This is a genomic window from Leisingera sp. SS27 (genome assembly GCF_028368855.1).
GTDB lineage: Bacteria > Pseudomonadota > Alphaproteobacteria > Rhodobacterales > Rhodobacteraceae > Leisingera.
On record NZ_JAQNCY010000008.1, the window covers coordinates 81,215 to 104,888 of the forward strand.

Below are 23,674 nucleotides of genomic sequence, written 5' to 3' on the forward strand. Positions count from 1 at the left end.
GGGGGCCTATGCTCTCATATCAGCACATCTACCACGCCGGAAACCTGGCCGATGTTCAGAAGCACGCGCTGCTGGCATGGATGCTGGCCTATCTCACCCGCAAGGACAAACCGGTCAGCTATATCGAGACCCACGCGGGCCGGGGGCTCTATCAGCTGGACGCACCTGAAGCTGTAAAGACCGGCGAGGCGGAGCAGGGCATCACCAAGGTGCTGGCAGAGCAGGGGCTGGCGGCGGACCACCCGCTGCACCGCGCACTGTCGGAGACCCGAAAGGCACACGGTGCAGCGGCCTATCCGGGTTCGCCGCTGATCGCGGCCTCTTTGCTGCGCGCTGGTGACTCGCTGCATTTTGCCGAGCTGCACCCGCAGGAAAATGCCGCATTACGCGCGGCGCTGAAGCCCTGGAAGGCCAAGGTGCACCAGCAGGACGGGTTCGAGCTCGCCATGTCGCTGGCACCGCCAACCCCGCGCCGCGGCCTCTTGCTGATCGACCCGAGCTACGAGATCAAATCCGACTATGCCCGCATCCCCGGCATCATCGGCCAGCTGCACAAAAAGTGGAACGTCGGCGTCATCGCGCTTTGGTATCCGATCCTGAGGGACGGCAGCCACAAACAGATGCTGAAGGCGCTGGAAAGCCAAGGGCTGCCTGATGCGCTGCGCCACGAGGTGTCCTTTCCGCCCGTGCGCGAAGGCCACCGGATGGTGGGCAGCGGCATGTTCGTAGTCAATGCTCCTTACGGCGCGGCGGCGGAAGCCGCGCGCATTTCGGAGCTGTTCGGCACGGTTTCCCGCAAGTAGCTCCGGATCGCGCGTTCCACCCGCGCAATCAGTGCTGCGCCGCCAGCCTCGCCGGCTCATGCAGCTGCGTTGATCATACCCTTGGCGATGGCGATGACGTCGCGCGCTTCTAACTGGCCTGCGGCCGGGCAAACCGGCGGATGGTTTTCAGAACGAGCTGCGCCATCTTCTCTGCCAGCGCCGCGATTGCCGGTGCCAGCTGCAAGTGCTGCTCGGCGTGCTCAGCCTCCATCGCCAGCGCTGGCAGCCCGGATCCTGCGCGGCTGAGTTTCTAATAGGTTTTGATATCCAGCGCTTTCCCGCTACGCTTCTCAGCAGGGAGGGCGCCAGATGGAACGCAGGCTGGCCGCCGTGCTGGCGGCAGATATGGTTGGCTACAGCCGTCTGATGGACGTGGATGAGCAGGGCACGCTGGCCCGGTTGCGCACCCACCGGATCGAACTCATTGACCCTGCTATCTCCAAGAACCGCGGCTCCATCATCAAAACCACCGGCGACGGAATGCTTGTCGAGTTTCCCAGTGTCTGCGATGCGGTGGCCTGCGCTGCCGAGGTGCAGGACCGGATGCGCCGCCGCAACGCCGATGTGGCGCCCGGCAAGCGCATCCAATTCCGGATCGGCGTGAACCTTGGCGATATCATCTTTGAAGATGGCGACATCTACGGCAGTGGTGTGAATGTGGCGGCAAGGCTGGAGCAGTTTGCTGGCACAGGGGATGTCTGCATATCCGCCGCGGTTTTTGATCAGGTCCGGCGCATGGGCAGCTTGCAGTTCGAGGATCTGGGACTGCAGCAGCTCAAAAATATTGCAGAACCGGTACAGGTCTACCGGCTTTTGTTTGAGGAGGATGCCGCCGGTACCACGCCGGATCCGGATCAAAACACGGCTGAACAGGCAGCCGTAGTCAAACCTTCCATAGCGGTGCTGCCCTTTGCCAATATGAGCGGGGACCCGGAGCAGGAGTTTTTTGCCGACGGGCTGACCGAGGATATCCTGACCGAACTCAGCCGCCGCCATGAATTGTTCGTGATCTCCCGCAATTCGACCTTTGTCTACAAGGGAAAGGCGGTGAACATCCGGGAAGTGGCGGAAAAGCTCGGCGCCCGCTACATCGTCGAAGGCAGCGTACGCAAAGGCGGCAACCGTGTCCGGATTACTGTGCAGCTGATCGACAGCTGCAACGATTCCCATATCTGGGCAGAGAAATACGACCGTACCCTCGACGATATCTTTGAAATCCAGGATGAGGTGACATCAGCGATTGTTGCCACCCTTCCCGGGCGGATCGAGGCGGCGCAGCAGGACGAAGTTTCACGCAAAAAGCCATCGAATCTGGCGGCCTATGAATGCGTACTGGCGGCCAAGGTGCTGCATCACCGCAGCACGGCTGAAGACAATGCCAAGGCGATGGAGCTGATCGACCGCGCGGTGGAGCTGGACCCGGAGTTCGCCCATGCGCACGCTTGGCGCGGCTGCATTCGCGGTCAGGCCTGGGGGTATGGCTGGTGCGATGATGTTGAGGGGATGCTGCAGCTTGCGCTGGAGGCGATCCGGAAAGCCGCGTCGATGGATGACAACGATGCGGACGTGCACCGGCTGATGGCGGCGGTTTCCATCCTGCAGGACAATCTTGACCAGGCGCAGTACCACCAGGAACGCGCCCTGTCGCTTAATCCGAACTACGATCTGGTTGTGGTGCAGATGGGCGAGCTCCTTACCTGGCAGGGACGGCCGGAGGAGGGCGCGGAATGGATCGAGAAGGCGATGCGCCTCAACCCGCATTTCCCTGTGCGGTTCTGGAGCCACCTCGGCAAGGCGCATTTCACCGCCCGGCTCTATGCGGAGGCTTTGACGGATTTCAAACGCTTGCCTGCGCTGGACGCGGTTCAGACAGGTTTGGTCGCGGCGTGCCACAGCTGGCTGGGCAATGCACAGCAGGCGCAGGACTGCGTGGCGCAAATCCGGGCGATGCAGCCGGGGGCCACAGCGGAGACTTTGCTGGCCGGTCTGCATTACGGCCGCAGCGAGGACAAGGAGCATTTCATTGAAGGGCTGCGCAAGGCCGGGCTGGAGTAGGCCGCTGCAGGTGCAAAGCAAAAGGGCGCCGCAGCGGGCGCCCTTTTTCTTTCAATGGAGCCTAGCTCAGGCGAGATCCTTATAGGAAATCTCCTTGGTGTCAGCGCCTTCGCCCACCCGGCCGCGGCGCACGATCAAGCGGTTCAGTGCGTTCACATAGGCCTTGGCCGAGGCCACAACCGTGTCGGTGTTGGCGCTTTCGCCGGTGGCGATATTGCCGTCCTCTTCCAGCCGCACAGACACGGTTGCCTGTGCGTCGGTGCCCTCGGTGACCGCATGAACCTGATAAAGCTGCAGGCGGGCGGTGTTCGGATAGATCTTACGGATCGCCTTGAAGGTGGCATCCACCGGGCCATCTCCCTCGGCGGTCTCGGTGACGTCGTTGCCGTCGATCTCCATCTCTACGGTGGATTCCGCCGGGCCGCCGGTGCCGCAGACCACTTTCATCGAAACGATCTTGAGGTGGTCGTTCTCCGCGTCAGTCCCGATACGCATCAGCGCAATGAGGTCGTCGTCGAACACTTCTTTCTTGCGGTCGGCCAGCTCTTTGAAACGGACAAAGACGTCTTTCAGCTGGTTGTCGCCCACGTCATAGCCGAGGTGCTCGAGCTTGTCGCGCAGCGCCGCACGGCCGGAGTGTTTGCCCAAGGGCAGCGAGGTGCCGGAGAGGCCGATGTCCTCTGGTCGCATGATCTCGAAGTTCTCACGGTTCTTCAGCATGCCATCCTGGTGGATGCCGCTTTCATGGGCAAAGGCGTTCTTGCCGACAATTGCCTTGTTGGGCTGCACCACGAAGCCGGAAACGGTCGAGACCCGGCGCGAGACATGCATGATCTTGGTGGTGTCGATGCCGGTCGACCAGGGCATGATGTCATTGCGCGTTTTCAGAGCCATCACAACTTCCTCAAGCGCGGTGTTGCCTGCCCGCTCGCCGAGGCCGTTGATGGTGCATTCGATCTGCCGCGCGCCGCCCGCCACTGCGGCCAACGCGTTGGCGGTCGCCATGCCCAGGTCGTTGTGGCAGTGGGTGGCAAAAACCACCTCATCCGCGCCCGGCACGGTCTCAATCAGCCGCTTGATCAGGTCGGCGCTTTCCGCGGGTGCGGTGTAACCCACGGTATCAGGGATGTTGATGGTGGTGGCCCCGGCCTTAATGGCGATCTCGATCACCCGGCACAGGTAATCCCACTCGGTCCGGGTCGCATCCATCGGCGACCACTGAACGTTGTCCACCAGGTTGCGGGCGTGGGTCACGGTTTCGTGGATCTTGTCGGCCATCTCGTCCATGGTGAGGTTCGGGATGGCGCGGTGCAGCGGCGAGGTGCCGATAAAGGTGTGGATGCGCGGCTGCGCGGCCTTGCGCACCGCTTCGGCGCAGCGGTCGATGTCCTTGAAATTGGCGCGCGCCAAGCCGCAGATCATCGCGTTTTTCGAACGCTCGGCAATCTCGGACACGGCGGCAAAGTCGCCTTCGGAGGCAATCGGGAAGCCGGCCTCGATGATGTCCACGCCCATCTCGTCCAGAAGCTCGGCAATCTCCAGCTTCTCGTCATGGGTCATGGTGGCGCCGGGGCTCTGCTCGCCGTCGCGCAGGGTCGTGTCGAAAATCAATACACGGGATTTGTCGCCGGAAATCGGGGATGCGTTTGTCATGATGGTATCTCTTGTCTCTGTCCTAGGCCCTTCCAGGGTATTCATAGCCTTCGATGGCGCGCGTGCGGCAATCCTCTGAGCGGGCGCGCCGGAAGGGCACGCTCAGAGGCGGGCTAGGATCAGTAGGGCGCGCAGAGCTGCACCGCGGGTGGCGGTGGCGGCAATAGTGGTATCTGCGCAAATGGTCATGGCAGGGATTTATACAGAGGCGGCACCGAATGGAAAGGGGGATTCTGCCCGCCGGGAATTCGGACGTTGCTGCCCGGGCACGCCACGGTGCCGGCGGTGCTGTATGCGGGTGTATGCGGTAAGTGCAAGACAATATTGAAAAAGGGCTATAATATAAGTAAGGGCCTGCCGCAGTTTCAATGCGGCAGTTTGTCCGCACTGCGCCTTTTTTATGAGGCGGGAACGGCAATGGGTCTTGCGCTGGCGGCTTTTCCGGCGTTGACACCCCGGATCCGGCGCTCCCGTAGGGAAATGCGCCATCGATAGGAGGAAAAAGTGTCGAATAAAATTGTCCTTGGATATGACGACAGCGAAGCCGCCAAATCGGCGCTTGCTTTTGCCGTCAGCCTTGCCAAAGCGCAAGGGGCAGAGCTGGTGATCGCGCATGTGCTGGAATGGTCGCCTTATTCTTTCCTCACCCCGGAGGAGATCGAGCAGCGCCACAAGCGCCGCGAAGAAGAGCTGAAACGTGCAGAGGACGCCTTGCTGGCACCCGTGCGCAAAAGCCTTGAGGACGACGGTGTCACCGTCTCGACTGAGCTGCAATACGGCCATATCGCGGAAACCCTGATCGATGTGATCAAGAAGAGTGGCGCCAGCCACCTGATCATCGGCCGCACCGGCCATTCGGCCCTGTCTTCGCGGCTGTTCGGTTCTGTTGCGGGCAGCCTGGCCCAGGCGGCCCCGGTTCCGGTCACCATCGTTCCCTAAAGATAAACTCAGAGGACAGTCATGAGGAAATCAATTAAGGCGGCAGCCCTGTCTGCGCCGCTGCTGCTGGCCGCAACCGCGCCGGCGATGGCACAATCCGTCGATGAGCGCGTCAATGAGCTGTTTGCCAGCTCCACCGGCTGGTTCGTCAACCTGATCTTCAGCCCGTTTCCCGGCACCAGCTTCCCCTGGATCGTGGCCTGGCTGGTGATCGCGGCCACCGTATTCACACTCTACTTCGGCCTGATCCAGTTCCGCGCTTTCCCGCACTCGATTTCGCTGGTCAAAGGCGACTACTCCGACCCCAACGATGCGGGTGAGGTCAGCCACTTTCAGGCGCTGGCAACCGCGCTTTCAGGCACGGTCGGCCTCGGCAATATCGCCGGCGTTGCGGTGGCGGTCGGCATCGGCGGCCCCGGTGCAACCTTCTGGATGATCCTGGCCGGCCTGATGGGCATGGCCTCCAAGTTCACCGAATGCACCCTGGGCGTGAAATACCGCAATGAGTTCGAAGACGGCCACGTCTCCGGCGGCCCGATGTATTACATGACCAAGGGCTTTGCCGAGCGCGGCCTGCCGATGGGTAAGTTCCTGGCGGTGCTGTTCTCGGTGTTCTGTATCCTCGGCGCCTTTGGCGGCGGCAACATGTTCCAGGCCAACCAGGCGCACGCGCAGATCTCCGGCGTCGTTGGCGACTATCCGGGCTGGATCACCGGTGTGGTGTTTGCTGCGGTGGTCTTTGCCGTGATTGTCGGCGGCCTGAAATCCATCGCCCGGGTGACCGAAAAGGTCGTGCCGTTCATGGGCGTCATGTATGTGGCGGCGGCGCTGGTTATTCTTGGGATGAACGCCGACAAGATCGGCTGGGCATTCGGCGAGATCTTCAACGGCGCCTTCACCGGTGCAGGTGTTGCCGGCGGCATGGTCGGCGCGCTGATCCAGGGCTTCAAGCGTGCGGCCTTCTCGAACGAGGCGGGCGTTGGCTCCGCGGCGATCGCGCACTCCGCGGTGAAGACCAAGGAACCGATCACCGAAGGCTTTGTGTCGCTGCTGGAACCCTTCATCGACACCGTGGTGATCTGCACCATGACCGCGCTGGTGATCATCATCACCGGTCAGCTGATCCAGGATCCGAACACCGGCCTCTACCTGCTGGACGAAGGCGCAAGCACCATTCAGACCGTGGACGGCAACAAGGGCGTGGCGCTGACTTCTGCGGCGTTCTCCTCGGCCTTCAGCTGGTTCCAGTACGTGCTGGCGCTGGCAGTGATCCTGTTCGCGTTCTCCACCATGATCAGCTGGTCCTACTACGGCCTCAAGGCCTGGACCTTCCTGTTCGGCGAAGGCCAGACCACCGAACTGGTGTTCAAGGTGATCTTCTGCATCTTCGTGGTGATCGGCGCAGCGGCAAACCTCGGCCCGGTGATCGACTTCTCCGACGCGGCAATCTTTGCCATGGCGGTGGTCAACATCATCGCGCTCTACTTCCTGATGCCGATCGTCAAGAAAGAGCTGAACAGCTACATGGCGCGCCTGAAATCGGGTGAGATCAAGAAATACAGCTGATCGGCCCCATCCTGATCAAAGCTGAATGAGACAGGCCTTCCCGGGCATCCGGGGAGGCTTTTTCTTTGGCTGGCCCCTAGCTGGTGTTCTCCACAACCCGGCGCAGCCCGGCGATCTGGTTTGGCAGGTCCTCAGCCTGCGACTGGCAGAACCCGATCAGCAGTCCCTGTGCTGCGCCGTCCGGGTCGTGCGCAGACAGCGGCCGGATGCCAAACCCTGCTGCAGCGGCGCGCTGGCAAATTTCAGTGTCGTTCTGCCTGTCCTTCAGATGAAAGGCGATCTGCATCCCGGCATTGTGGCGGTGAAAATTTCCCAGCGCCTCCGGCCAGCCCGCCAGCGCCTCAGCCGCTGCGGCATAGCGTTCTGCATAGAGCCTGCGGGCGCGGCGGATGTGGCGGTCGTACTGGCCCGTCGCCATGAATTCTGCCAGCGGGCGTTGTGCGGTGATGGCAGCACCGGCACTCGGGTGGATGAACTGCGCCCGGAACTGCGGCACCAATGCTAGCGGCAAGATCGCATAGCCCAGCCGCAGCGCATGGGAAAACGTTTTGGAAAACGTGCCGACGTAGATGCACCGCCCCTCGCGGTCCAAAGCGGCCATCGCTGGCACCGGCTGTCCTCCATAGCGGAACTCGCTGTCGAAATCGTCCTCGATGATCCAGCCGCCGCGCATCTTGGCGGCTTGCAGAAAGGCCTGCCGCTGCGGCACCGGCAGGGTGCCGCCCAGCGGGAACTGATGCGAGGGCGTCAGCAGCGTGACCTTGGCCATCTGCCGCGGCACCGCTGCGCCGCGCGCACCCGCCTGCAGCCAGTGCACCGGCCAGCCGCGGGCCTGCGCAAACCGCCGGGTGGGGGTGAAGCCGGGGGCTTCCAGCGCGATGTCCTCGCCCTCCACAAGAATGACCATTGCCAGCTCCAGCGCCTCCCGTGCGCCGCTGGTCACCAGCACCTGCTCTGCACTGCAGTCTATTCCCCGCCACCGTGCCGCATAGGCGGCGATCTCGCGCCGCAATTCCGGGTCGCCAAAGGCATCCTCCTGGTGGCTCAGGCTCAGCGGGTTCATTCTTGCCACACGTGAAACACAGCGTGCCCAGGGACGGGCCGGGAAAACCCCCGGATCCGGTGCGCCGGGCAGCAGCATTCCGGGGGCGGGCGGCGGGACTGCTGCAACTGGCGTTGCTGGAACCTCAGGCGGGCGGATTGGGGCCACGTCGCAGACAAAGATCCCGGCGCCCTGCCGGGGTTCCGCAAACCCTTCTGCTACCAGCTGGTCATAGGCCGTCACCACGGTGGAACGCGCAACCCCCAGATCCTGTGCCAGCGCCCGCGAAGAAGGCAGCCGGGTGCCAAGCCTCAGGCGGCCGTCGCTGATCCGGCGTCGCAGCGCAGAGACGATCTGCTGATACAGCGGCTCTGCGCGGCCTTCAGAAACCATGCCGGACAGGTCGATCATATTGGACTGCTCATTTTGTCGGAAACTGGAAGTTAAAGCAGGTCCAGTTTGCGCATAGCTGTCGCGGGAAACAACAAGAAATATGAGGTCAGCCCATGCGCCAGCCCGAACAAGAAGCCGCCCTGAAATCGGACCGCAGCCGCCTGCGCCGCGCCCATGAACGCGGGCTCTATGACCGCGAAAGCCTGTATCAGGTGCTCGACGCGATGCCGCTGGCCCACATCGGCTATCAGATCAACGGCGCCACCTCGGTGCTGCCCACCCTGCAATGGCGCGAGGGGGATCACGTTTACTGGCATGGCTCTGCCGCCAGCCGCGCCATCCGGGCGATGGCCGGGGCAGAGGTCTGTCTGAGTGTCACCTGCATGGACGGCTACGTTCTGGCGCGCTCGGCGTTTCACCACTCGGTCAACTTCCGCTCTGCAATGCTTTTCGGGGTGGCGGAGCAGGTCACGGACGAGGACGCCAAGGCCGCCAGTCTCAAGGCGATGGTGGACCACATCTTCCCGGGCCGCTGGGAGACCCTGCGCCCGATGAGTGCTCAGGAGCTGAAGGCAACCGCTCTGCTGCGCATGCCGATTGAGGAAGGGGCTGCCAAGATCCGCTCCGGCCCGCCCAAGGATGACGAGGAGGATTACGCCCTGCCGATCTGGGCCGGGGTGGTGCCGATGGCGATGGAGCTGAAACCGCCGCAGCCCGACCCGGCCAATCTGGAAGGGGTCGCGATGCCCGGCCACCTGAGCCGCATCCGTATCGGCTGAAACAAAAAAGGCGCGCCGTCCTGGCGCGCCTCTCAATCTGTCAGGGCTACTCGGTCTGCCCTGTTTCCGTCTGCCCTGAGGCCCCGGCACCGCCGCTGACCAGCGCACCGTTTTCCCAGGATCCGTCTTCCTGCACGCCGGAGGCATATTTCATCGTGCCTGCCCCCTGCCGCTTGCCGTTGACAAAGCTGCCCTCGTAGACATCGCCGTTGGCATAAGTCGCAACGCCCTGGCCCAGGATCTTGCCCTCCTGCCACTGGCCTTCATAGATGAAGCCATTGGGCATCACGATCTTGCCCTGTCCGTGGCGCTGGTTGTTAACAAACTCGCCAGTGTAGACTGAGCCGTCGGCGTAGGTCACTGTTGCCTGCCCATGGCGCTGCGAGTCTTGCCAGCCGCCTTCATACCGGTAGCCGTCGGCATAGGTCATCACCCCTTGGCCATGGTTCTGGGCACTTTTGAAGCCGCCGGTATAGGTCAGCCCATTGGGATAGACTGTGGTGCCTTGGCCCTCGATTACTCCGGCCACCCAATCACCTTCATAGGTTGCGCCGTCCGGATAGGTGATCTTGCCCTTGCCTTCGGCCAGATCATCGCGGAACTCGCCCTCATAGACTGAGCCGTCGGGGTAGGTCATTGTCCCTTTGCCGTCGATCTGGCCCTTGGCCCAGTCGCCGGTGTAGGTATAGCCGTCTTTCTCGGTGATCGTGCCTGTTCCATGGCGCTGGTCGTCGGCAAATTCACCGACATAGACATCACCATTGGCATAGGTCATTTTCCCATGGCCATGGCGGCGGGTGTTTTGCAGCTCGCCTTCGTAGATATCGCCATTGGGGTGCACCTGGCGCCCGGTGCCCTGCATCTGGCTGGCTGCCCACTCGCCTTCGTAGATCAGACCCTCCGGAGTTTCGAGCCGGCCCTGGCCTTGCAGCTGGCCGTCCGCGACCTGGCCCTCGTAAACAGTGCCGTCCGCATAGGTGATCTTCGCCAAGCCCTGCTGGCGGCCCTCCACCCAGTCGCCGTCATAGGTGTAGCCGTCGGTGGAGGACATCACCCCCTGGCCATGCCGCTTGCCATCGGCAAAGCTGCCCTGATAGCGCACGCCGCTGGCATAGGTGGAGGTTCCGTCACCATGGATCTGGCCGTCCTGCCAGCCGCCTTCATAGGTACTGCCGTCAGCGCGGGTCAGCTTGCCCAGCCCGTGCGGCTTGCCTTGCGCAAACTCGCCCTCATAGACCGAACCGTCGGGGAACCGGGCCACGCCCTGGCCGCGCACTTCGCCTTCGACCCATTCGCCGCTGTACTCATAGCCGTTCGGCAGCTTGTAGGTGCCGGTGCCATGCTGCAGCCCGCCCTTGAAGGTGCCTTCATAGACGCCGCCGATCTCGTCCTGGGTGGTAATGACCTCGCCGTCCTGCGCCAGCGCGGGGGCGGCCAGTGCCAGGAGGGTGGAAAGCGCGAATGCGGTGCCGAAACGGGTCATTGAAAACCTCTGCCTGCCCAGGGATTACGGTGCTGCTGCCATATTGGGTTGCTCGCCCGGAAACTAAGCTACAGCAACACGGGCCGCAATGTCTTTTCCCGGGCTTAGGCCCCTTGCTCTTTTCCTTGGCCGTCAATCTGGTAAATGGCTGATGGAGGAATGTTACAAAGGGCCCAAGCAGCATGGCAGACCGTTTCCGCGTGACACTGGCGCAGCTGAACCCAACCGTTGGCGACCTGGCAGGCAATGCTGCCAAGGCCCGCACTGCCTGGGAGGAGGGCCGCAAGGCTGGCGCCGATCTGGTGGCGCTGCCGGAAATGTTCATCACCGGCTACAACACCCAGGACCTGGTGATGAAGCCGGCGTTCCACACCGCCGCCATCGCCGAGGTAGAAAAACTGGCCGCGGACTGCGCTGACGGACCGGCGCTGGCCATCGGCAGCCCCTGGGTCGAGGGCACCAAACTCTACAATGCCTATCTGATCCTCAAGGGCGGCAAGATTGCCTCCCGCAGCCTCAAGCACCACTTGCCGAATGAGACCGTGTTTGATGAGGTGCGGATCTTTGATGCCGGCCCGCTGGGCGGACCTTACGCGGTTGGCAACACCCGTATCGGTTCCCCCATTTGCGAGGACGGCTGGCACGAGGATGTCGCGGAAACCCTGGCTGAGACCGGCGCAGAGTTCCTGCTGATCCCCAACGGTTCGCCTTATTTCCGTGATAAGATGGAGGTGCGCTTCAACCACATGGTGGCGCGTTCTGTCGAAACCCATCTGCCGGTGATTTACCTGAACATGGTCGGCGGTCAGGACGATCAGGTCTTTGACGGCGGCTCCTTCGTGCTGAACCCGGGCGGTTCGCTGGCGCTGCAGATGCCGGTTTTTGACGAGGCCTATGCTCAGCTCGATCTGGAGCGCACCGATGACGGCTGGCGTGCGGTTGAGGGCGAAAAGGCGCATCTCCCTGACGCATGGGAACAGGACTACCGGGTGATGGTGGAATCCTTGCGCGACTACATGGGCAAGACCGGCTTCAAAAAGGTTCTGCTGGGTTTGTCCGGCGGCGTGGACTCGGCCATCGTTGCGGCCATTGCGGTGGACGCTCTGGGCGCTGAGAACGTCCGCTGCGTGATGCTGCCGTCGGAATACACCAGCCGGGAATCCCTCGACGATGCCGAAGCCGTCGCCAAGGCGCTGGGCGTCCGCTACGACTATGTGCCGATCTCTGAGGGCCGCACAGCCATCACCAATACGCTGGCGCCGCTGTTCGAGGGAATGGAGCCTGGCCTGACGGAGGAAAACATCCAGTCCCGCCTGCGCGGTCTGCTGCTGATGGCCATGTCCAACAAGTTCGGGGAAATGCTGCTGACCACTGGCAACAAGTCGGAGGTCGCGGTCGGATATGCCACCATCTACGGCGACATGAACGGCGGCTATAACCCGATCAAGGATCTCTACAAGACCCGGGTGTTTGAAACTTGCCGCTGGCGCAATGCCAACCACCGCCCCTGGATGAAAGGCCCTGAGGGCGAAGTGATCCGCCCTAACGTGATCGACAAGCCGCCCAGTGCCGAGCTGCGCGAGGATCAGAAGGACAGCGACAGCCTGCCGGACTACCCGGTGCTGGATGCAATTCTGGACATTCTGGTCGATCAGGATGGCTCAATCGCAGATTGCGTCGCGGCAGGCTATGACCGGGACACGGCCAAGCGGGTCGAGCATCTGGTTTACATCAGCGAATACAAGCGCTTCCAGTCCGCCCCCGGTGCCCGGCTGACCCGGCGCGCGTTCTGGCTGGACCGCCGCTATCCGATTGTGAACCGCTGGCGCGACCCTTCCTGAGGAGCGCGTTAACCTGTTGAAGCGGCAGGTTTTTCCGCGCCTTGGCAACTTCAGGTCCGGGTTTTCGGTGCCAGTAACGCCCTGATATGCGGCGGAAAAATCACAATGGCCGAATGCGGCGCAACCTGTGTCGCATGCACGCTGGACCGGCGGTTTTTCACCGGGCATAGATGCCCGCATGCCCGGACCCAAGCTGCCCCATTTTCAATCCGATCTGGCCTTGCCCAAGGCCGTTGATGCCGTGGTGATCGGCGGCGGCATCATTGGCGCCAGCACCGCGCTGGAGCTGGCCGAACGCGGCCATTCGGTGCTGCTCTGCGAGAAGGGCCAGATCGCAGGGGAGCAAAGCTCGCGCAACTGGGGGTGGGTGCGCATCGCCTGCCGCGACCCGCGGGAGATCCCGCTGATGGCAGAATCCCTGCGCCTGTGGGACGGATTGGCAGAACGTACCGGCCATGAAACCGGCTTCACCCGTTCAGGCATCCTCTATACCGCAGAGACCGCCAAGCGCGAGGCTCAGCTCGAACGCTGGCTGCGCAACCTCGATGGCTGGGACCAGGGCGCTCGTATGGTTCGCGGCGAACAGCTGGCCCAGCTGATGCCGGGACACCAGACCAAGGCGCAGGCTGCGCTGCACACGCCGCTGGACGGGCGGGCAGAGCCGCAGCTGGCCACCCACGCAATCGCCTCCGCCGCCCGTGCAGCCGGGGCGAAAGTCATGACCGATTGCGCGGTGCGCAGTGTTGAAACCTCTGCGGGCCGCATCAGCGGTGTGATGACTGAACGCGGCCGGGTGGCCTGCTCTGCCGTTGTCACCGCAGGCGGAGCCTGGTCGCGGTTGTTTTTGGGCAATGCAGGCGTGGACCTGCCGCAGCTCAAAGTGTTGAACTCGGTCCTGCGCACCTCACCGGTGCCAAGCGGCCCGGAAACTTCCGTGCGCAGCGGCAATCTTGGCCTGCGCAAGCGGGGTGATGGCGGTTACACGGTGTCTGACGCGATGGAAAACGTGGTCGACATCGTTCCTGACAGCTTTCGCCTGGGCTGGAAATACCTGCCCAGCCTGCGCCAGGAATGGCGGGCGCTGCAGTTTCGCATCTCCGGCCGCTGGGCAGAGGAGGCCGCCCAGGCGCACCGATGGGACCCGCAGGACATCTCGCCCTTTGAGCAGTGCCGCGTCCTGGATCCGGCGCCATCGCAAAAGGCGCTCCGCAGCGGCTGGGCGGCCGCGCAAAAGGCCTTCCCGGTGCTGCAGGGCGCCGATGTGGTGCAAAGCTGGGCCGGGCTGATGGATGTGACACCGGATGCGATCCCGGTCATCTCGCAGGTCGACAGCCTGCCGGGGCTGTTCATTGCCACGGGTTTCTCCGGCCACGGCTTTGGCATCGGCCCCGCCGCCGGACGGCTGACCGCTGATCTGGTCACCGGCAGCGCCCCGGTCGTGGATCCGCATGCCTTCCGCCTGTCGCGGTTTACCGACGGCGGCGGTTACGGCCCGCAAACCGGCTGCTGATCCATTTAACCAGAATGGCCGCCCCGGACTGTCAGAGTGCAAGTGCTGCACTATCCTTACGGCAGGAGGGCTGGCGGATGAGCGGGAACAAGACTGCGCCAACAGGTGCCAGCGTTGAAGATTTTCTGCAAGCGGTGGAGCCGGAGCGCAAATCTGTAGAGGCGCAGGAATTAAATCGGCTGTTTTGCGAGGTGACGGGGTTCCAGCCGCAGATGTGGGGCCCGTCGATCATCGGCTACGGCAGATACCACTACCGCTACGCAACGGGCCGCGAAGGGGAGTTCCTGGCCACCGGATTTGCCCCGCGCCGGGCGCGCCATTCGATCTACATCATGCCGGGCTACCAGGACTACAGCGCAATCCTGGCCCGCCTGGGCAAGCACCGCCTCGGTAAAAGCTGCCTCTATGTGAATAAGCTCGCTGATGTTGATCTGGACGTGCTGGGCGAGCTGATCCGCGCGGGCCTCAAAGACCTCGATGCAATCTGGCCCGTGCAGCCTGGGTAACCTGGCATCATTATTCCAAAAATACTTGCGCCGCAGGCACGCTGCAAAGGCGCGTTAACCCTCGCGAAACTGGACAAACCGCGGCCCATGTGACAAGGGGCAGGGCAACAGGAGACTCGTGATGACCACCACCCGTTTTGCCCCGTCGCCGACCGGCTATATCCACGTCGGCAACCTGCGCACCGCGCTGATGAACTATCTGATCGCCCGCAAGGCCGACGGCACCTTCATCCTGCGTATCGATGACACCGACCCGGAGCGGTCCAAGGAAGAATATGTCGATGCGATCAAGCAGGACCTGGAATGGCTGGGCCTGACCTGGGACAAGGTGGAGCGCCAGTCCGAGCGCCTCGACCGCTATGTCGCTGCGGCGGAAGAGCTGCGCGAGATCGGCCGTTTCTACGAGGCGTTCGAGACCCCGACCGAACTTGACCTGAAGCGCAAGAAACAGCTGAACATGGGCAAGCCGCCGGTCTATGACCGGGCCGCGCTGAACCTGTCCGATGACGAGAAAGCTGCGCTCCGCGCCCAGCGCGGCGACGGCGTCTGGCGCTTCAAGCTGGACCATCAGCGTATCGAGTGGACCGACGGCATCCTTGGCGACATCTCCATCGACGCGGCCTCGGTCTCCGACCCGGTTCTGATCCGCGGCGACGGCCAGTTCCTCTACACTTTGGCGTCGGTGGTGGACGACACCGAGATGGGCGTGACCCATGTGGTGCGCGGTTCCGACCACGTGACCAACACCGCGACCCAGATCCAGATCATCGAGGCGCTGGGCGGCTCTGTTCCATCCTTCGCGCACCACTCGCTGCTGACCGGCCCGCAGGGCGAGGCGCTGTCCAAGCGCCTGGGCACCCTGGCGCTGCGCGACCTGCGAGAGGCCGGCGTGCAGCCGATGGCGCTCCTCAGCCTGATGGCGCGCCTGGGCTCCTCCGACCCGGTGGAACTGCGCACGGAACTGGCAGAGCTGATCGACGGCTTTGACATCAACCGTTTCGGCGCCGCACCAACCAAATTCGACGTCGAGGATCTCTATCCGCTGACCGCCCGCCATCTGCAATCGCTGCCGTTGGAGGCCGTGCAAAGCCATGTGGATGTGCTGGGCGTTCCGGCAGAAAAGCAGGCCGCCTTCTGGGATATGGCCAAGGAGAACATCACAACGCTCAAGGATCTGGCCGGCTGGTGGGAGCTGTGCCGCGACGGCGCTGAGCCGCTGGTGGCGGATGAGGACAAGGATTTCATCGCCGAGGCGATGGCGCTGCTGCCCGAAGGCCCCTACGACAGCGAAAGCTGGGGCAAGTGGACCGCCGCAGTCAAAGAGGCGACCGGGCGCAAAGGCAAGGGCCTGTTCATGCCGCTGCGCAAGGCCGTCACCGGCATGGAGCGCGGCCCCGACATGTCGGCGCTGCTGGCGCTGATGGAGACCGTCCGCGCCCGCGGCTGAGGTTTTTTAGACATCCTGTTGCAAAAGGCGGTGCCTCTGGGTGCCGTCTTTTTTTGTGTACGGAAGGCTCCCGCCCGCAGGGGCTGCATCAAAGATGCCGCCGCAGCGGTTGGGCCGCGCGCCGCGCTGCGGCGCGGCAGTGCATCCCGCCGGGTTGCACTGCCATGCCCAACTGTGAGGCGCATGGCACATGTGCCGCAGCAGGCGGGAGGCCCACCCGGCTGAATAACTGGCAGGTCAGTCCCAGCGGCCGTCCCGCACTTCCTGGCACATCTCTTTGGCGGCTTCCGCCATGTCCGGGTTCGGGTGGCCGCCAAGCGCGTCCAGCGACTTCTCCATCCAGCGCATCACCGAAGGGGAGTCGCTGCCGCAGCGGGCAATCGGCGGAAAGGCGCAGTGCAGCAGATGCCCGGCGGTGACAAGCGGTATGCAGACATTGGGAAACTCCGCCTGGCGGGTTTCGCTGGTCTCATCCGCGGGCATGTTTTCCCAGAGCAGCCGCTCCAGCCGTCCCATCACCTCCACTGCAGTGCCGGGATCGTTGACGCCGGGCGACAGCGCCCTTTGCGCGGTCTCTGCCAGCAGCGTCAGGCCAAAGGACGGGTCCTGATCGAAGCTGCGCACATCGCCGATGTCGATCGCGGCAGAGGCCGCCTTGCAGAAGTCATTGTCCCCCTCCGTGGCCCAGGCCACCGGCTGGCCGCGCAGGATATATTGCCCCGGCGCCCGCGCCAGGGTGATCTGGGTGCCGGCCTCCTCCGCCAGTTCATTCAGCCGTGACAGCCCCGCATAGCGGACAAAGCCGCTCTTGGCCGCCGGGATATCCACCGCGCCGTCCGGTTTGCCCTCCTCGCGTGCGCAGAGCCCGCCGAGGCAGGGCTTATCCATCCGGGCCTGCAGGCTGGCGCGGGTGCGGTCCTCGATGAGCCGCAGGGTGTGATCCATGCTGCCGAGGCTCGACAGGTGATCGATCCAGCGGAGGATGGCCCCCACGATCAGCACCACCACGATGACGGTTAGGCCAAACACCACCAGTGCGCCTTCCGGGGTGAAATAGCGGGCGCGGAACAGGATGACCGCGCTCAGTGAATAGATGAAGCCGCTCACGAAGGTCGCCAGCACCCGGTGGGTGACGGTGTCCTCCAAGAGCAGCCGGTAGACCCGTGGCGTCGCCATCGAGGCGGCGGTGCGGTAAGCGCTGACCATAACGTTCAGAGAGAAGGTGGTGACCGCCAGCATGCCCGACGCCAGGATTGTCAGTACCGGCAACACCGCCTCACGCCCGAAATCCTCACTCAGATTGTCCGGCAGCCAGGGTTTCGCCAACGGGGCCAGCAGCAGCGCCAGCACGGACAGGAGGGAAATCAGAACAACCCTGAACCAGAGCTGCCGCGCAATCCGGCCCAAGTGAAGCAGTATCTTTTCGATCATGCCTTGCAGACTATGCGGCGGGCGCCGGTGCTGTCGATCAGATCGTCAAAGATTTTGCGCTCGTCTGCGGAAATCACCTGATGGCGCGGATACCGCGGTGCTGCGCGGTCGTCCAGAATGGGGGCGTTCCAGCCGTCGGTGGTTTCCACGAAACCCTGCAGGCCCTCTGTGCCGAACACATGCAGGTAGCCCTGCAGAACAACATCCAGATAGCTCATCAGAACCGGGTGCCGTGTGCTGACACCGTTCTGCTTTTCCGCAGTCACCGCATAGACAGAGATTTCAGGGCTTCCCGCCAGCCCGTGCTGCACGCGGTCTGAGGCCGGCAGCCGCTCATAGGCAAATTCCCGTTCATCCAGCGCCGCCCAGTCGGCGCCCGGCACCTCGGCTATCAGCCCGTCGATTTCACTGTTTTCGCAGGGCACCGCCGACAGGAACGCCACCTCGCGCAGAGAGGTGTGCACCCAGGCCCGCCGCCAGCCCTGCAATCTGGCAGGGCGTGCACCGCCATAGCTGTGCGTCGCAGTGTTCACCAGGCTGCCATAACCAAAAAAGTAAGGTGCTGTCATTGCCTCGCCCTTCTGCCGCGTTTCCGCCAATTGATGTATGTCAAACCGCTTTTTGGCGGCTTGTGCAATAAGCTATGCAATCTAGCTTCGGGAGCACCCCATGCGCATTACCAAAAGGACCAACATTGCCGTGCGGCTGCTGATGTACTGCGCCGCGCATGAAGACCGCCTGGTGACCAAGGCTGAGATTGCAGAGTGCTGTAATATCTCGGAAAACCACCTGGCACAGGTGATCAATCAGCTCAGCCAACTGGGCTATCTTGCTACACAGCGCGGCCGCAATGGCGGTATGAACCTGGGCAAGAACGCCGCAGAGATTCGAATCGGCGATGTGTTCCGCGACGTCGAGGGCAACCTGCCGATGGTGGAATGCTTTGCCGATGCGGACAACACCTGCCCGCTGGCCTCGGCCTGCCGGCTCAAGGTGGCACTGGCGGATGCAGCTCAGGCCTTCTACACCTCGCTGGACGATATCTCGCTGGAATCGCTGGTTTGCGACAACCACGATCTGATGCGGATCCTGCAACCGGTCTCCTGCGGCGCCCGCTAAGGCAGGCCGCCGCAGTCCTCTTTCTTATTCCCGGGCGCGCAGAATGCGGGTCGGCTTGGCTGCGAGCGGCCGCAGGGCAAAGGCCAGCCCTGCCAGCAGCGTTGTCAGCACCCCGCCTGAAATCACCAGCAGCGCGTTCGGCCAGATCACCGCATAGCTGGTCTCGAACACATAAGCGTTGATGGCCCAAGCCCCGGCAATGCCCGCCGCCAGCGCAACCATTCCCGCAGCCGCACCCAAGAGGGCAGAGCGCAGGGCAAAGCTTGCCAGGATCTGACTGCGCGGTGCCCCCAGCGTTTTCAAGAGCGCCGCCTCATACCGCCGCGCGGGCTCCCCCGCCGCCGCTGTGCCAAGCAGCACCAGGAACCCGGTCAACAGCGTCGCCGCCGCGCCATAGGCGGTGGCCGCAGCCAGCTGCCTCAGGATGTCCGACACACGGTCGATGGCGTCGCGCATCCGGATCGCGGTGATATTCGGCATCTCCCGCGCCAGATCGCGCAGGATGGCCGCCTCCGCCTGCTCCTCGGCATAGACCGTGGCGATGAAACTATGCGGCGCGCCCGCCAGTGCGGCCTCGTTCAGCACCATCACAAATCCCATGCCCGCAGTGGAGAAATCCACGTTGCGGAAGCTGGTGATCGTGCCCGTGATATCGCGGCCCAGGATGTTCAGCGTCAGTGTATCGCCCAGCTTCAGCCCCAGTTCCTCTGCCTCCTCGGCGGCAAAGCTGATCTGCGGATCGCCGGAATAATCCTCAGTCCACCATTTGCCCGCCGTGACCTCCGTCGCCTCCGGCTGGGCGGCGGCATAGGTGATGCCGCGGTCGCCGCGCACCACCCAGTGGTCGCCCGCAACCTCTGTTGCAGGCTGTCCGTTGATCCGGGTCAGCACCCCGCGCAGCATTGGCGCGTTTTCCACCCGGGTGACGGAGGGATCGTTCTCCACCCGCTCGAGGAAGGCGGGCATCTGGCTGCGCTGGATATCGACAAAGAAATAGCTCGGCGCAACATCCGGCAGGTTGCCGGCAATCGCCCGGCGCATGTTGCCGTCGATCTGGCCGATGGCGGCCAGCACCGTCAGGCCCAGCCCCAGCGCCAGTACCGCAGGCACCGCGCCATCTCGGGCGCTGCCAATGGACGACAGCGCCCAACGCAGGGCAGGGCGCCCGCGCGACGCCCGGGTGCCGCGGCGCGCCAGAAATCCGATTGCCAGCGCTGCAATCAGCAGCACCATCAGCGCGCCCATCAGCCCGCCCGCGGTCCACAGCGTCAGCTGGGCTGAGCCGCTGAACCAGGCCGCCAGCCCGACCAGCGCCGCCAGCGCCGCCCCGGTTGCCAGCAGATAGCGCGGCGCGGGCAGCCTTGTGCGGCTGGCAAAGGCATCCCGGAACAGCGAGGCCGCGCGGATCCGTTCAGCGCGGGCCAGCGGCCACAGGGCAAAAATGAAGGCCGTCAGCACGCCGTAGACCGCGGCTTCTGCCAAGGCAGAGGGATAAAGTGAAAACACCGCCGGGAACGGCAGCTGCGCCGCAATCAGCGGCCCCAGCAGGACGGGCCCCAGCCCGCCCAGCACCAGCCCGATGCCCACGCCCACCAGCGTCAGCGCTCCGATCTGCAGGAAATAGGTGAGGAAGATTGTCTGCCGCTCCGCCCCCAGCGTGCGCAGGGTCGCGATGGTTGCGGTCTTGGTCGCCAGATAGGCGCGCACTGCAGCAGAGACGCCAACCCCGCCCACTGCCAGACCGGACAGGCCGACCAGCACCAGGAACCCGCCCAGCCGCTCGACAAAGGAGGTGATCCCGGGCGCGCCGTTCCGTGCATCGCGCCAGCGCATGCCGGTGGTTTCAAACAGCCCTTCGGCCTCTGCCTGCAGGGCGGCCAGATCACTGCCCGCAGGCAATTCCATCCGGTACTTTGTGTCAAACAGGGTGCCGGGTTCCAGCAGGCCGGAACCTCCCAGGTCCGCGGTCCGCACCATCGTGCGCGGCCCCAGCTCAAAGCCTGAGGCGGCTGCATCCGGCTCCAGCGCGATCATCGCCATCAGGCGGAAATCCTGAGTGCCCAGCCGGAAGATATCCCCCGGCTGCAGCCCCAAACGGTCCGCCAGCACCCGGTCCATCACGCCGCCAGGCAACCCGTCCGCACCCGCCAGCGCGGCGTCCAGCGGCATCTCCGGCGCCAGTTTCATCTCCCCCTTCAAGGGGTAAAGGCCATCCACCGCCTTCACCTGGGTCAGCCCGCGCTCTTCGCCCACGGTGGCCATGGAGCGGAACTCGGCAATCTCGGAATGGCGCAGCGCTGTCCGTTCCAGCCAGGCGCGCTCTTCTTGAGTGGCGAACCGGTAGGTGAAGTTCAGCTCCGCATCGCCGCCCAGGATGGTGGCGCCCTCGCGCTCCAGCCCGGTTTCGATGGAGGCACGGATGGAGCCGATGGCGGCAATCACCCCGACCCCCAGCGCCAGGCAGGCCAGGAAAATGCGGAACCCCTTCAGGCCGCCGCGCAGCTCGCGCAGGGCAAAACGCCAGGCAAGGCGGAAGGCCGCAGCATTCATTCCGCAGCCTCGCGGGCCGCGGCGTCATCCACCCGTCCGTCGCGCAGCCGCACCACCCGGTCGCAGCGCGCCGCCAGTTCCGGCGCGTGGGTAACCATCACCAGCGTCGCGCCATAACGGTCGCGCAAGCCAAACAGCAGGTCCATCACCGCGGCCCCGTTGGCCTCATCCAGGTTGCCGGTGGGCTCATCGGCCAGCAGGATTGCAGGCCGCGGCGCCAAGGCGCGCGCCAGCGCCACCCGCTGCTGCTCGCCCCCCGACATCTGCGCCGGAAAATGGCCCGCCCGGTGGCCGAGGCCAACCGCTTCCAGCTCCGCCTGTGCGCGGCCAAAGGCATCCTTGACGCCTGCCAGCTCCAAGGGCGTTGCCACATTTTCCAGCGCCGTCATGGTCGGGATCAGGTGAAAGCTTTGGAACACCACGCCCATGTTGTTGCGCCGGAACCGCGCTAGCGCGTCTTCATCCATCGCGGTCAGGTCCTGGCCCAGGGCGCTCACCGTGCCGCCGGTCGCCTGCTCCAGTCCGCCCATCAGCATCAGCAGGGATGACTTACCCGACCCGGACGGCCCCACCAGTCCCAGCGTTTCCCCCGGCCGCACGTCCAGCGAGATGCCGTGCAAAATCTCCACCGGGCCGGTATTGCTATTCAGGGTCAAACTCGCATCTAAGAGATGCAGTACGGGGCTGTTTTGATCGGTCATCGGGCCTGCCTGTTGAATGCACCTAACGGATATGGAGTGTTTGCCGCGATGCGCAAGACATTGGCACTGCTGAGTTTGCTGGTTTTCACGGGCGCCGCATGGGCGGAACCGCTGCGTATTACAGCGCTTGGCGACAGCCTGGTGCAGGGCTACGGGCTGCCGCAGGGCCAGGGGCTGGTGCCGCAACTGGAGCGCTGGCTGAACGAAAACGGTGCTGAGGTCATGCTGCAAAATGCCGGCGTTTCCGGCGATACCACCGCCGGCGGGGCAGAGCGCGCCGAGTGGACGTTGTCGGACGATCCCGACGGGCTGATCGTTCTGCTGGGCGGCAACGACATGCTGCGCGGGCTGGCCCCGCAGGAGGCGCACGCAAATCTGGAACGCATTCTGCAGACAGCTCAGGCCAAGGGGATCGAAGTTCTGCTGATCGGCATGAAGGCCCCGCGCAACTATGGCCCGGAATACAAGCAGGAATTCGACGCAATCTACCCGGAGCTTGCGGAGGAATACGGCGCGGTGTTGCACCCGGACGCTTTTGCCGGCATTGCGGCAGCGGCGGGGAACGACCCGGCTGCGGCGCAGGGCTTTATTCAGGACGACGGCATCCACCCCAACGCCCGGGGCGTTGCGCTGAACGTGGCCGCTATCGGCCCGGCTGCCCTGCAGCTGTTGGCTGCAATAGGCCAGTGAAAACAGCCCCGGCCGTCAGGGCTGTCTGAAACTCTCGGTGCAGATCAGAGGATCAGGAGACCAGCGCGATATCCACTGCGGATTCGCGGCCGTCGCGGCCCGCGCGCAGCTCATAGGTCACTTTCTGATTGTCCGCCAGGCCGGTCAGGCCGGAACGCTCAACTGCGGAAATATGGACAAAAATGTCCTTGCCGCCATCTTCGGGTGCAATAAAGCCGTAGCCTTTGGTGGTGTTGAACCATTTGACGGTGCCAGTGGCCATCGTCGTGTACTCCTAAGTCGTCTCAGTTCTCTGCCCGCTTATGCGGCAGTCCGGCAAGGTTTGCAGATGATCATCACCGTGCCGTAATCGGGACAGTGAGCGTATTTGCGTAACATTGCGGTGACAGGATTGGGTACGAATCCCCCTTAGCGCAAGAAAAATGCGCGGTGACGCGGGGTTCCGGGCCAGATTTCGGCGGCAGAGTGCCGAATGAACTGTAACATGTGCGGCTATAGCACAGTCACGACTGTGCCCAGCGGCACCCGTGCGTACAGGTCCACCACGTGCTCGTTCAGCATCCGGATGCAGCCGTTTGACACCGAATGGCCGATGGTCTGCGGCTGGTTGGTGCCGTGAATGCGGAAATAGGTGTCGATGCCGTTCTGGAACAGATACAGCGCCCGCGCCCCCAGCGGATTGTCCGGTCCGCCCGGCTGGATGTACTCATTGTCGACGAATTTGGCATAGGCCCGCGGGTCACGCTCGATCATCTCATCGGTGGGACGCCAGGTCGGCCATTCCTTCTTGCGCTCGATCACAGCCTTTCCGGTAAACTCCAGACCCGCCCTGCCGACGCCGACCCCGTACCGCATCGCCTTGCGCTTGTCGGTCACGAAGTAGAGGTAATAGGACCGCGGCAGCACCAGGATCTGGCCGGGGGCAAAATCCTTGCGGATGCGCACCTCCTGCGGTGTGGGGTCAAAGGGTGCAGGATCCTTCTTGCGGGCCAGCGCAGGCAGCGGCAGAGCGGTGGCAGCAGTGGCGGCCAGGAAATTGCGTCGGGAAAACATGAAACCCTCACTGGTCTATGGGACTGTCCTGACCAGTCTGAAAGCGGCGGGGACAGGCGTCAAGAGGGCCAAGAACGCCACAGCCTTGCCGG

21 protein-coding genes are annotated in these 23,674 nt (G+C 63.8%); 11 read left to right on the top strand and 10 right to left on the bottom strand.

Annotated features, from left to right (window positions below):
• Positions 1-8 precede the first annotated feature (8 nt).
• Positions 9-803: a 23S rRNA (adenine(2030)-N(6))-methyltransferase RlmJ gene (locus N6L27_RS16585; protein ID WP_271908438.1), complete on the top strand. Its 795-nt coding sequence runs from the start codon at positions 9-11 to the stop codon at positions 801-803.
• A gap of 109 nt (positions 804-912) precedes the next feature.
• On the opposite strand, the gene N6L27_RS16590 is transcribed toward N6L27_RS16585, so the two are convergent.
• Positions 913-1,035 (bottom strand): hypothetical protein, encoded by a 123-nt coding sequence (locus tag N6L27_RS16590; protein ID WP_271908439.1) that lies wholly within the window; start codon positions 1,033-1,035, stop codon positions 913-915.
• Between the two features lie 98 nt (positions 1,036-1,133).
• On the opposite strand from N6L27_RS16590, the gene N6L27_RS16595 reads away from it, so the two are divergent.
• Positions 1,134-2,879, top strand: a complete 1,746-nt coding sequence (locus N6L27_RS16595; protein ID WP_271908440.1) for an adenylate/guanylate cyclase domain-containing protein — start codon at positions 1,134-1,136, stop codon at positions 2,877-2,879.
• Between the two features lie 66 nt (positions 2,880-2,945).
• On the opposite strand, the gene N6L27_RS16600 is transcribed toward N6L27_RS16595, so the two are convergent.
• A complete protein-coding gene (locus N6L27_RS16600) occupies positions 2,946-4,532 on the bottom strand; it encodes a 2-isopropylmalate synthase (protein ID WP_271908441.1) in 1,587 nt (528 codons plus the stop codon).
• Positions 4,533-5,036: 504 nt separating this feature from the next.
• Here N6L27_RS16600 and N6L27_RS16605 point away from each other — a divergent pair.
• Together N6L27_RS16605 and N6L27_RS16610 are read left to right on the top strand one after the other, a co-directional pair.
• Positions 5,037-5,471 (top strand): universal stress protein, encoded by a 435-nt coding sequence (locus N6L27_RS16605; protein WP_271908443.1) that lies wholly within the window; start codon positions 5,037-5,039, stop codon positions 5,469-5,471.
• A gap of 21 nt (positions 5,472-5,492) precedes the next feature.
• Positions 5,493-7,037: an alanine/glycine:cation symporter family protein gene (locus N6L27_RS16610; RefSeq protein ID WP_271908444.1), complete on the top strand. Its 1,545-nt coding sequence runs from the start codon at positions 5,493-5,495 to the stop codon at positions 7,035-7,037.
• 76 nt (positions 7,038-7,113) lie between these two features.
• On the opposite strand, the gene pdxR is transcribed toward N6L27_RS16610, so the two are convergent.
• On the bottom strand, positions 7,114-8,490 hold the full coding sequence (gene pdxR, locus N6L27_RS16615; RefSeq protein WP_271908446.1) for a MocR-like pyridoxine biosynthesis transcription factor PdxR: 1,377 nt from the start codon (positions 8,488-8,490) through the stop codon (positions 7,114-7,116).
• 95 nt (positions 8,491-8,585) lie between these two features.
• On the opposite strand from pdxR, the gene N6L27_RS16620 reads away from it, so the two are divergent.
• Positions 8,586-9,251 carry a pyridoxamine 5'-phosphate oxidase family protein gene (locus tag N6L27_RS16620; RefSeq protein ID WP_271908447.1) on the top strand — a complete coding sequence of 222 codons (666 nt, stop codon included), beginning with the start codon at positions 8,586-8,588 and terminating at the stop codon, positions 9,249-9,251.
• 46 nt (positions 9,252-9,297) lie between these two features.
• Here N6L27_RS16620 and N6L27_RS16625 read toward each other — a convergent pair whose 3' ends face one another.
• The gene (locus N6L27_RS16625; protein WP_271908448.1) at positions 9,298-10,734 is read right to left on the bottom strand and encodes an MORN repeat-containing protein; all 1,437 of its coding nucleotides are present in this window, start codon (positions 10,732-10,734) and stop codon (positions 9,298-9,300) included.
• A 182-nt stretch (positions 10,735-10,916) separates the two neighbouring features.
• Between N6L27_RS16625 and N6L27_RS16630 the strand changes: the two genes are divergently transcribed.
• The 4 genes from N6L27_RS16630 (at position 10,917) to gltX (ending at position 16,038) form a co-directional block, all read left to right on the top strand.
• Positions 10,917-12,575 carry an NAD+ synthase gene (locus tag N6L27_RS16630; RefSeq protein ID WP_271908450.1) on the top strand — a complete coding sequence of 553 codons (1,659 nt, stop codon included), beginning with the start codon at positions 10,917-10,919 and terminating at the stop codon, positions 12,573-12,575.
• A gap of 178 nt (positions 12,576-12,753) precedes the next feature.
• Positions 12,754-14,085, top strand: a complete 1,332-nt coding sequence (locus N6L27_RS16635) for an NAD(P)/FAD-dependent oxidoreductase (protein WP_271908451.1) — start codon at positions 12,754-12,756, stop codon at positions 14,083-14,085.
• Positions 14,086-14,162: 77 nt separating this feature from the next.
• Complete coding sequence (locus N6L27_RS16640; protein ID WP_271908452.1) at positions 14,163-14,591, top strand: DUF1801 domain-containing protein; 429 nt, start codon at positions 14,163-14,165, stop codon at positions 14,589-14,591.
• 121 nt (positions 14,592-14,712) lie between these two features.
• Positions 14,713-16,038 (top strand): glutamate--tRNA ligase, encoded by a 1,326-nt coding sequence (gene gltX, locus N6L27_RS16645; RefSeq protein WP_271908453.1) that lies wholly within the window; start codon positions 14,713-14,715, stop codon positions 16,036-16,038.
• Between the two features lie 237 nt (positions 16,039-16,275).
• On the opposite strand, the gene N6L27_RS16650 is transcribed toward gltX, so the two are convergent.
• Both N6L27_RS16650 and N6L27_RS16655 read right to left on the bottom strand, forming a co-directional pair.
• Positions 16,276-17,469, bottom strand: coding sequence for a DUF2254 domain-containing protein (locus tag N6L27_RS16650; RefSeq protein WP_271908454.1), 1,194 nt, complete (start codon positions 17,467-17,469; stop codon positions 16,276-16,278).
• Entirely contained in the window at positions 17,466-18,038 is a 573-nt protein-coding gene (locus tag N6L27_RS16655; RefSeq protein WP_271908456.1) for a gamma-glutamylcyclotransferase family protein, read from the bottom strand. Before N6L27_RS16655 ends, N6L27_RS16650 begins: the two co-directional genes overlap by 4 nt.
• A gap of 100 nt (positions 18,039-18,138) precedes the next feature.
• Here N6L27_RS16655 and N6L27_RS16660 point away from each other — a divergent pair, with 100 nt between their 5' ends.
• Complete coding sequence (locus N6L27_RS16660; RefSeq protein WP_019297740.1) at positions 18,139-18,588, top strand: RrF2 family transcriptional regulator; 450 nt, start codon at positions 18,139-18,141, stop codon at positions 18,586-18,588.
• A gap of 24 nt (positions 18,589-18,612) precedes the next feature.
• On the opposite strand, the gene N6L27_RS16665 is transcribed toward N6L27_RS16660, so the two are convergent.
• A complete protein-coding gene (locus N6L27_RS16665; RefSeq protein ID WP_271908457.1) occupies positions 18,613-21,138 on the bottom strand; it encodes an ABC transporter permease in 2,526 nt (841 codons plus the stop codon).
• A complete protein-coding gene (locus N6L27_RS16670) occupies positions 21,135-21,839 on the bottom strand; it encodes an ABC transporter ATP-binding protein (RefSeq protein ID WP_271908458.1) in 705 nt (234 codons plus the stop codon). Before N6L27_RS16670 ends, N6L27_RS16665 begins: the two co-directional genes overlap by 4 nt.
• Before the next feature lie 48 nt (positions 21,840-21,887).
• Here N6L27_RS16670 and N6L27_RS16675 point away from each other — a divergent pair, with 48 nt between their 5' ends.
• Entirely contained in the window at positions 21,888-22,529 is a 642-nt protein-coding gene (locus tag N6L27_RS16675) for an arylesterase (RefSeq protein ID WP_271908459.1), read from the top strand.
• A 52-nt stretch (positions 22,530-22,581) separates the two neighbouring features.
• Here the strand turns inward: N6L27_RS16675 and N6L27_RS16680 are convergent, their stop codons facing one another.
• Both N6L27_RS16680 and N6L27_RS16685 read right to left on the bottom strand, forming a co-directional pair.
• Positions 22,582-22,791 (bottom strand): cold-shock protein, encoded by a 210-nt coding sequence (locus N6L27_RS16680; RefSeq protein WP_008557431.1) that lies wholly within the window; start codon positions 22,789-22,791, stop codon positions 22,582-22,584.
• Between the two features lie 230 nt (positions 22,792-23,021).
• Entirely contained in the window at positions 23,022-23,582 is a 561-nt protein-coding gene (locus tag N6L27_RS16685; protein WP_271908460.1) for a L,D-transpeptidase, read from the bottom strand.
• Positions 23,583-23,674 lie beyond the last annotated feature (92 nt).